The 9,025-nt window shown below is 62.3% G+C and carries 9 protein-coding genes and 1 rRNA gene; 9 read left to right on the top strand and 1 reads right to left on the bottom strand.

Going from position 1 to position 9,025, the window contains the following annotated elements; all coding sequences use genetic code 11:
- The 8 genes from VFW93_RS13275 to VFW93_RS13240 all read left to right on the top strand — a co-directional run.
- Nucleotides 1-565: DALR anticodon-binding domain-containing protein (locus VFW93_RS13275; RefSeq protein WP_329694466.1), on the top strand; the 565-nt coding region annotated here is incomplete at its 5' end.
- Nucleotides 566-619: 54 nt separating this feature from the next.
- Entirely contained in the window at nucleotides 620-1,312 is a 693-nt protein-coding gene (locus VFW93_RS13270) for an SPOR domain-containing protein (RefSeq protein ID WP_329694465.1), read from the top strand.
- Between the two features lie 30 nt (nucleotides 1,313-1,342).
- Complete coding sequence (locus tag VFW93_RS13265; RefSeq protein ID WP_329694464.1) at nucleotides 1,343-2,011, top strand: thiol:disulfide interchange protein DsbA/DsbL; 669 nt, start codon at nucleotides 1,343-1,345, stop codon at nucleotides 2,009-2,011.
- A gap of 127 nt (nucleotides 2,012-2,138) precedes the next feature.
- The gene (gene lptA, locus VFW93_RS13260; protein ID WP_329694463.1) at nucleotides 2,139-2,780 is read left to right on the top strand and encodes a lipopolysaccharide transport periplasmic protein LptA; all 642 of its coding nucleotides are present in this window, start codon (nucleotides 2,139-2,141) and stop codon (nucleotides 2,778-2,780) included.
- Nucleotides 2,781-2,782: 2 nt separating this feature from the next.
- Complete coding sequence (gene lptB, locus VFW93_RS13255; protein WP_329694462.1) at nucleotides 2,783-3,556, top strand: LPS export ABC transporter ATP-binding protein; 774 nt, start codon at nucleotides 2,783-2,785, stop codon at nucleotides 3,554-3,556.
- A 23-nt stretch (nucleotides 3,557-3,579) separates the two neighbouring features.
- A complete protein-coding gene (locus VFW93_RS13250; RefSeq protein ID WP_329694461.1) occupies nucleotides 3,580-5,124 on the top strand; it encodes an RNA polymerase factor sigma-54 in 1,545 nt (514 codons plus the stop codon).
- 54 nt (nucleotides 5,125-5,178) lie between these two features.
- A complete protein-coding gene (locus tag VFW93_RS13245; RefSeq protein ID WP_329694460.1) occupies nucleotides 5,179-5,937 on the top strand; it encodes a DUF599 domain-containing protein in 759 nt (252 codons plus the stop codon).
- Between the two features lie 275 nt (nucleotides 5,938-6,212).
- Nucleotides 6,213-7,559: a THUMP domain-containing class I SAM-dependent RNA methyltransferase gene (locus VFW93_RS13240; protein ID WP_329694467.1), complete on the top strand. Its 1,347-nt coding sequence runs from the start codon at nucleotides 6,213-6,215 to the stop codon at nucleotides 7,557-7,559.
- Between the two features lie 57 nt (nucleotides 7,560-7,616).
- Here VFW93_RS13240 and VFW93_RS13235 read toward each other — a convergent pair whose 3' ends face one another.
- Nucleotides 7,617-8,420 (bottom strand): 16S rRNA (uracil(1498)-N(3))-methyltransferase, encoded by an 804-nt coding sequence (locus tag VFW93_RS13235; protein ID WP_329694459.1) that lies wholly within the window; start codon nucleotides 8,418-8,420, stop codon nucleotides 7,617-7,619.
- A 472-nt stretch (nucleotides 8,421-8,892) separates the two neighbouring features.
- Here VFW93_RS13235 and VFW93_RS13230 point away from each other — a divergent pair.
- Nucleotides 8,893-9,025: ribosomal RNA gene (locus VFW93_RS13230) — 16S ribosomal RNA — on the top strand; the annotation flags it as partial.

The raw sequence follows: 9,025 nt of genomic DNA, 5'->3' as shown, positions 1-9,025 counted from the left end.
GGTCACGGTGATGAAGAACGGCGAGGAGGTGAAGATCTCCAAGCGCGCCGGCAGCTACGTCACCCTGCGCGATCTGATCGAGTGGACCAGCAAGGACGCCGTGCGTTTCTTCCTGATCAGCCGCAAGGCCGACACCGAGTTTGTGTTCGACGTTGATTTGGCACTCAAAAACAACGACGAGAACCCTGTTTTCTACGTGCAATATGCTCATGCCCGAATGAGCAAGATCATGCGCGATTGGGTATCTGGGCATGCGGGCGATCTGGCAACTCTTGCGGCGGCCGACCTGTCACTGCTGGTGGCATCCACCGAGCTGTCTTTGATGGCCAAGCTGGCGGAATTCCCTGACATGCTGACGCAGGCTGCCAAGGGTTTGGCGCCACATGACGTCGCGTTCTATTTGCGTGATCTGGCTGGTGCGTTCCACAGTTATTACGCCGATCAGCGCGTCTTGGTTGATGATGTCGAGCTGGCTCGTGCTCGTATTGCGCTGCTCAAGGCAACCGCGACGGTGTTCCGCAATGGCTTGACGATCTTGGGTGTGAGCGCGCCCGAGTCCATGTGAACTCTTGGCGTACAAGCTGACTCTCAAACCTCTCAGTAGAGGATGGATTCCAATATGAATTCCCAACGCGGAGGCTTTTTCCTCGGCATGATCGTCGGCCTGTTGATCGGGCTGGCGCTCGCCCTGGGCGTGGCGCTCTACATCACCAAGGTGCCGCTGCCCTTTATCGACAAGGTGCCCCAGCGCACCGCCGAGCAGGATGCGGCCGAAGCCGAAAAGAACAAGAACTGGGATCCCAACAGCCCGCTGTACGGCAAGAACCCGGCCAAGCCGCATCCCGTGCAGGTCGAGGCCCCTGTGGCGTCTGATGCGGCTGCTTCAGGTGTTGCACCTTCCGTGGTGGAGACGCCCGTGGCGCCCACCGCCCCGCCGGCGCCTGTGGCGTCCGCTGCCAGCTCGGCCAAGGAAGCCAAGGCGGCGGCCAAGGCTGCCAGCGCCGCCGCATCGACCGCGCGCAACCCGGCCGCCATCCTGTCTGGCGAAGCCGTGTCCACCAATCCGGCCTCTGACTCGTTGAGTTACCAGGTGCAGGCCGGTGCTTATGGCAGCCAGGCCGAAGCCGAAGCACAACGCGCCAAACTGGCCATGATGGGCTTGGAGCCCCGCATCCAGGAGCGTGAAGTCAACGGCCGCACCATGTACCGTGTCCGGATCGGGCCATTTGCCCAGCGTGAACAAGCCGACGAGGTTCGTGTCAAGCTGCAGGCCGCTGGCGTCGAGTCGGCCCTGGTTCGAGTTCAGAAATAAAAGCTTGGGTTTACCGAAAGGACGTGTTCCATGAATCGCCGTGAGTTTTCGCTTCAGACCTTGAGTGCTGCCGTCGGGGCCTTTGGGCTGGGCATGGCCGCCGTGTCGCCTTCCCAGGCGCTGGCGCAAGGCGGTCCGGTTGAGGGCACCCATTTCTTCAAGTTGTCGCAGGCGGTCCCTTCGGGGGCGCCTGCAGGCAAGATCGAAGTGCTGGAGTTCTTCTGGTACGGCTGTCCTCACTGCAACCATTTCGAGCCAGCTTTGGCGGCGTGGGCGGCCAAGCTGCCGGCTGATGTGGTGTTCCGTCGCGTTCCTGTTGTCTTGCGCGAGAACCCCGGCGCCATCCACCAGCGCCTGTTCTATGCGCTGGACGCCATGGGCTTGCTGCCCGCCATGCACGCCAAGGTCTTCCATGCCTTGCATGAAGAAGGTTTGCGCCTGGATTCGCCCGAAGCGATTGGCGATTTCGTGGCCAGGAATGGCGTCGACAAGGCCAAGTTCATGGGCGCGCTCGATTCCTTTGGTGTGCAAAGCAAGTGCAAGCAGGCGCGCGCACTGGCCGACGCCTACAAGCTGGATGGCGTGCCGACCGTGGGTGTGGGCGGTCAGTACTTCACTTCGGTGGGTCTGAACGGCACCAACGAAAAGACGCTGGCTACCGTCAACGCCTTGATCGACAAGGCGCGCAAGGGCAAGTGATCGCCCTGTCTGAGCGAGGGGCGATGCCCCCTCAACTCAGTGTGTGCAAATCCGACCGTGGTGCGCCGAATTCGCCAAATTGACCACCACGGCGCAGCGCTTCATGGCTACAATGAATGCAAAATTCATGCCGAAGATGCTGCTGATTTACCCTAACCGCTCTCGTCTGATCCTGGTTGCTAGCCTGCTGGCTGCGCTGTGGGCTGTGCCCGCACAGGCCGAGAAAACAGATCGTGCCCAGCCGCTCAATTTTGCGGCAGATTCAGCCCGGGTGGATGACGCCCAGCGCCTGAACATCCTCAGCGGCAACGTCGAGATCACCAAAGGCTCCATGACGGTGCATGCCGATCGCGTCGAGGTGCGTCAGAACGCGGATGGCACCCAGACGGCGACTGCACTGGGCGGCCCTGGTGGGCGCGCGTACTTCAAGCAAAAGCGCGAAGGTCTGGATGAATCCATCGAGGGTGAAGCCGAGAAGGTGGTCTATGAGGGCAAGGATGACACCGTCCGCTTCACCGGTCGTGCTGTGATGCGCCGCCTCAAGGGTGTCACCTTGACCGATGAGGTCACCGGCCAGGCCATCGTCTACGACAACAAGACTTCCGTCTTCCAGGTGGTGGGCACGTCTGGCAACACGTCCACCACGAAGGGGCGTGTGCGAGGTGTGATCACCCCGCGCGGCGCCACGGAGCCCGCACCGGCGGTCAAGGAAAAGGGCGCCAGCCTGACGCCGGCGGCCACCTTGTCGCAACCAGAAGGTGGGCGTTGAGCATGAGTGTGGCGTCGCCGTCGGTCAACGTTGAAACCAGCCAGCTGCGCGCTGAAGGCCTGAAGAAGCGCTATGGCGCTCGCACCGTCGTTCATGACGTGCATGTCGCCGTGAAGGCTGGCGAGGTGGTCGGGCTGCTGGGCCCTAACGGCGCTGGCAAGACCACCAGCTTCTACATGATCGTGGGTCTGGTGCGCGCCGATGCGGGCCTGATCGACATCGACGGGCAGCGTGTTGAAAAGCTGCCCATCCACCAGCGCTCGCGTTTGGGGCTGAGCTACCTGCCGCAGGAAGCCTCCATCTTTCGTCAGCTCAACGTCGAAGACAACATCCGTGCGGTGCTGGAGTTGCAGGTCGACGAGAACGGCAAGCGTCTGAGCAAGCCCGTGATCGACGAGCGCCTCAACACGCTCCTGCATGACCTCAGCATCGAGAAGCTGCGCACCAGCCCTTCGCTGGCCTTGTCGGGCGGCGAGCGTCGCCGTGTCGAAATCGCCAGGGCCCTGGCCACGCAGCCTCGCTTCATCCTGCTGGACGAGCCTTTTGCAGGTGTGGACCCGATCGCCGTCATCGAGATCCAGCGCATCATCAGCTTCCTGAAAAGCCGTGGCATCGGCGTGCTGATCACCGACCACAACGTGCGCGAGACCCTGGGCATCTGCGACAGGGCCTACATCATCAGCGAGGGTCGGGTGCTGGCGGAAGGCCGCCCGGCGGACATCATCAACAACGCCGAAGTCCGCAAGGTCTACCTCGGCGAACATTTCCGCATGTAAGCGCGACCCGGCAGGTAGCAGCCATGAAGCCCTCTTTGCAGTTCCGGCTGTCTCAACATCTTGCGCTCACCCCGCAACTCCAGCAGTCCATCCGACTGCTGCAGCTGTCGACCCTGGAATTGCACCAGGAGGTCGAGCAGATGCTCGAGCAAAACCCCTTCCTGGAGCCGGAAGAGGAGTTCTCGCCGCTCGAAACAGCCGCCACCGCCGAGTTCGAACGCCAGCGCAACGAGCGCACCAGCACGGAAGACAGCGGCGCGGATCGGGAAGGCGGCACCGTCGAAGCTGAAACGCCCGCGCTGGATACGGCCGATCTCGGCACCACCGAACGCGACGACTGGGAAAACGGCACCGAGCGTGATGACTTCGATGGCATCAGCGAAACGCCTTCGCGCACCAGCAGCGGCAGCGATGATGATGATTTCGACCCCCTGGAGCGCAACAGCGTCTCGATCTCCCTGCAGGAGCACCTGCGCCAGCAACTCAATGGCACGCGTCTGAGCGAGCAGGACATGGCGGCGGTGGACATCCTCATCGAGTCGCTCAACGAAGATGGCTACCTGGCCGATCCCCTGGAAGAAATCGCCGAAAGCCTGACGCCCGAAGAGGCCGACGAGGAGTTGCGTGATGAGATCCTCTCGCGTCTGAAGTGCGCACTGGGCTGGTTGCAAAACCTGGAACCTGTCGGCGTGGGTGCCGCCAATCTGTCCGAGTGCCTGGTGCTGCAATTGCGCACGCTGCCGGTCAGCGAAGCGCGCCAGGTCGCCATCCTCATCTGTCAGCAACACCTCGAATTGCTGGCTCGCCGGGACATGAAAAAGCTCGCGGCGGCCACGGGTGCGGAAGAGTCGCTGATCAAGGAAGCACAAGGACTCATCGTCACGCTGGAGCCCAAGCCGGGCCGGGCCTTCACCCGCGCCGAAGCCAACATCATCGTGCCCGATGTCATCGTGCAGAAGTCGGGGCGGGGCTGGAAGGTTGTGCTCAATCCGGATGTGATGCCCAAGCTGCGCATCAATGACCTGTATGCGCAGGCTTTGCGCTCGTCGCGTTCGCCACGCGGCACAGCGGCCACCGAAAGTCACACCGCGCTGAGTTCGCGCCTGCAGGAGGCCCGCTGGTTCGTCAAGAACATCCAGCAGCGCTTCGACACCATCCTGCGTGTGTCGCAGGCCATCGTGGATCGCCAGAAGAACTTCTTCACCCACGGCGAAATCGCCATGAAGCCACTGGTGCTGCGCGAGATCGCCGACGAACTCGGCCTGCACGAGTCCACCATCTCGCGCGTGACCACGGCCAAGTACATGAACACGCCTTTCGGCACTTTCGAGCTGAAGTACTTCTTTGGTTCTTCGCTCAACACCGAGGCGGGTGGCAATGCATCGAGCACCGCCGTGCGTGCGCTCATCAAGCAGCTCGTGTCTGCCGAAGACCCCAAGAAGCCCTTGTCCGACAGCCAGCTCTCCAGCATGCTGGAAGAGCAGGGCATCCAGGTGGCGCGCCGTACCGTGGCCAAGTACCGGGAAGCCCTCAAGATCGCGCCTGCCAATCTGCGCAAGGATCTTTGATCTGGCCTGATCCGTTTAAGCTTGGGTGGCGATATCAGGTGCGTGATGCGCCTGATGTCGCCGTTGCCCGAGCCTCCGCCATTTCCTGCAACCATGCCGACCTCGTTCTCGCACCTCATCAGCATCCTGCCCTGGCAGGACTGGGCCGCCCTCGCCTTGTTCTTCTTTGGCTGGGTGGGCTATGCCCAGTTCGCCAGCCACCGCGCCAAGGTGGAAAGTACGCTGCTGGCCAGCACCAACCACTATCGCCGTCTGTGGATGGTGCAGGTCACCCACCGTGATCAACGCATCGTCGATGCCGCCGTGACGCAGAACCTCGCCAGCAGCCCCAGCTTCTGGGCTTCCACCACCATCCTGGTCCTGGGTGGTTTGCTGGCCGTGCTGGGCACGAACGAGCGCGCCAGCGAACTGGTCAAGGACCTGCCCTTTGCGGCCCGCACCTCCATGCTGGTGTTTGACGTCAAGATCATCGTGTTGCTGGCCGTGTTCGTCTACGCCTTCTTCCGCTTCACCTGGTCCATGCGTGTGTATTCGTTCGGTGCCATCCTGGTGGGTGCGGCGCCCAATGTCGATGTGTTCGACAGTGGTGAGGCCGATCGCAAGGCCTTTGCCGAGCGGGCCGGCAAGCTCATGGGCGCAGCCGCCGAAAGCTTCGCCGACGGCCTGCGTGCCTACTATCTTTCTTTTGCCGTGATTGGGTGGTTTGTCTCGCCCGCCGTTTTTGCCATCGGCACCCTGGCTGTGCTGTGGATCCTGTATCGGCGAGAATTCCGCTCCGACGTGCTGGCCATCCTGCGTCCGGACGCGTCCTGATCTTTTCCTGATTGCTCACCATGCCCATCAAGCCCCCCCGTCGTCCCGTTGTGTCCTCGGCTACCGGTCGCCCCTCGGGATCCCGCGAGGGCGATGCGCCCCGAGGCGAGCGTGCCGACCAAGGTGCCGCACCTCGTCCTGGTTCATCCGGGCCGGGTCGTGGGTATGACCGCCCGGTGGGCCCCAGGTCTGATCGCCCGGCGCCTTCGCGCTCCGCCGTTCGGCCCGAAGATCGTCCTCGTCCCATGGTGCCTGTGCTGGCTGCGGATCGCCCCATGGCGCTCTACATGTCCTGTGCTTCGGGCGTCGAGTCCTTGCTGGCGCAAGAGGTCGACCGCATCCTGGATGGCAAAGGGCAGGTCGTCGAATCCCGTGGTGGCGTTGAAATCCAGCCGCCTGCTCAGCTTCGTCAACCCGGCGAACGCCATGCCGCCATGGCTTACTTCGCCATGCGCCTCAATCTGGAGAGCCGGCTGGCGCAGCGCGTGTTGTGGCGCGTGGCATCGCGCGTCTACCGCAATGAAGACGACATCTATCACCTCGGCCGCAGCGTCAACTGGTCGGACTGGATCACGCCTCGTCACACCCTGCGCGTGGACGTCACCTCTCGTCGCAGCCACCTGCAAAGCCTGAACTTCGCGGCCTTGCGCGTGAAGGACGCCGTCTGCGACGACCTGCGCGAACGCACGGGCGAGCGCCCCAACGTCGACACCCGCTACCCCGATCTCAGCCTCGTCCTCTACATGGACGACATGGAGGCCACGCTCTATGTGGACACCTCCGGTGAGGCCTTGTTCAAGCGCGGCTGGCGTGAAGACACCGGCGAGGCCCCGCTCAAGGAAACGCTGGCAGCGGCGATGCTGGCTGCGGCTGGCTGGCAAGGTCGCCCCGAAGACGGCGCCTTGCTGGACCCCTGCTGTGGCGCAGGCACCATCCCCATCGAAGCGGCCCAGATTGCCTGCGGCATCGCGCCTGGCCTGCAGCGCCGCTTTGCCTTCGAGAAGCTGTTGCCGTTCAGGTCCCATCTGGGCGAATGGCAGGCCATGAAGCAGGCTGCCCGCGAACGCCAGCACCCGCCGCAAGTGGCCATCTACGCGGGCGACGTCGCCTTTCGCATGACCGATTTCGCCACACGCAATGCCGAGCGCGCAGGCGTGAAGCAGTACATCGAGTTCAAGACCGCTGATGCGTTGCAGCGCCCCGTACCTTGCGAGCGTGGCGTGCTCATGTTCAACCCCCCTTATGGCGAACGGATCGACACCAAGGGCTCGGTACGCAATGCCTATCGCGCTCGATCCGAGTCGGAGTCCGACGAAGACATGCCTGCCAGCAATGTCAGAGTGGGGCGCGAGCAGTTCCAGGATGACGAGGCTGCGACCTTCTTTCAGCGCCTGTCATCGCACTGGAAGAAGCAATACACGGGCTGGAGTGCCTGGATCCTGAGCCCTGACATGAAGCTGCCCAGCGCCATGCGCCTGAAGGAGAGCCGTCGCGTGGTGATGTTCAACGGCCCGATCGAATGTCGATTGTTCCGATTTGATCTGGTGGCGGGCGGCAACCGTCGTGCCGCTGCCGCGTCGGCGGATGCACCTGCCGAGCCTGGTCAAGCTGACGCATCCTGATTTCTGTCGCTCTGTAGCTCCCGGTAATCAGGGGTGCCTGACTGCTATCGAGGGTGGTCACTCGAACGTCGCACCGATCACACTCAAGGCTGCCAATGGCGCCGTGTCCGCCCGCAGGACGCGAGCGCCCAATGTGATGGCCGTCCAACCGGCGTCCAGTGCGGCTTGCTCCTCTGCCGGCGACAGACCGCCTTCCGGGCCACTCAGGAACATGAAGCCAAGGTCGTCACCCCCAACGCTTTGATTGAGTTGGCCTTTCGCCCGTGGTTCTGCCGTTGGGTCGACCTTGTCATGTAGCCAACGGCGCAAGCTCACGGCATCTCGCAGACTCAGTACGCCTTTGTGCCGCGCCGTGCCATCCGTGCCCTCTGCCGCATCCCGCAGCCAGCTCTGGAGTGTTTGCACCGCGTGCACCTGTGGCACCACCGCGCGCCCCGACTGTTCGCATGCTGATACGGCCACCGCCTGCCAGTGCGCCACCTTCTTGGCGGCGCGCTCTCCGTCCAGTCTCAATACAGAGCGCTCGCACACCAGCGGTTGAATGGCGCTCACGCCCAGTTCAGTGGCCTTTTCTACCAGCGCATCCATCCGATCGTTGGCAGGCATCCCCATGGCCAGGGTCACGCGGACTGGCAGCTCGCGATGGTTGGGCACCTTTTCTTCAATCTCGACCGTTACCTGCTTGCGTCCCATCTCGGTGACACGAGCCCGGTGTTCCCGTCCCTGCCCGTCAAACAGTTGAATCAGCCCGCCCGGCTGCATGCGCAGCACCTGCACGTGTCTGGCGGGCCCATCTGGCAGTTCGCAGACGGATCCGGGCTGCAAGGGGAAGTCTTCTCCGACATGAAAACGGGGCAACACGGATGGGCAACCTTTCTGGCGTGTTTGTCTGTGCTCGTTTGCGGTGGTCATGCCGCCATTGACTGGTGCATCGATCCGCAGCAACTGACATTGTCCCTTCTCGTTGCGCCTTGGATGATCCCGAAGAGCGTGGGCGTACGCGCCGGGCCACACGCCATGACGCCTGCGGCCACCCCATCTCGACCTGCGCGCCGAGGGTCTCTCGCAGGTGCAAACAGTACTTTTTCAACTTTTTTGCAAAAGGGCTTGCGCAGGCTGTCAAATCAGTGCCATAATTGCGTTCTTCGCTGCTCACGACGACAAACAAGTCGGCCAAGCAAAACAAGCGAAAAGTTCTTTAAAAATTAACAGCCGATAAGCGTGGGTGTTTGGATGAAAGAAGCCAAATACTCACGGATAGATAGAGACGAAATTCACTTGTAGTGAAGATCTGATCAATTCCGTTTAGTGAGTGAGTTTTTAAACAGAGATTAAACTGAAGAGTTTGATCCTGGCTCAGATTGAACGCTGGCGGCATGCCTTACACATGCAAGTCGAACGGCAGCACGGGAGCAATCCTGGTGGCGAGTGGCGAACGGGTGAGTAATATATCGGAACGTGCCCAG

The sequence above is a fragment of the Aquabacterium sp. genome, from assembly GCF_036279675.1.
Lineage (GTDB): Bacteria > Pseudomonadota > Gammaproteobacteria > Burkholderiales > Burkholderiaceae_C > Aquabacterium.
This window is presented reverse-complemented; position numbering and strand designations above follow the sequence as displayed.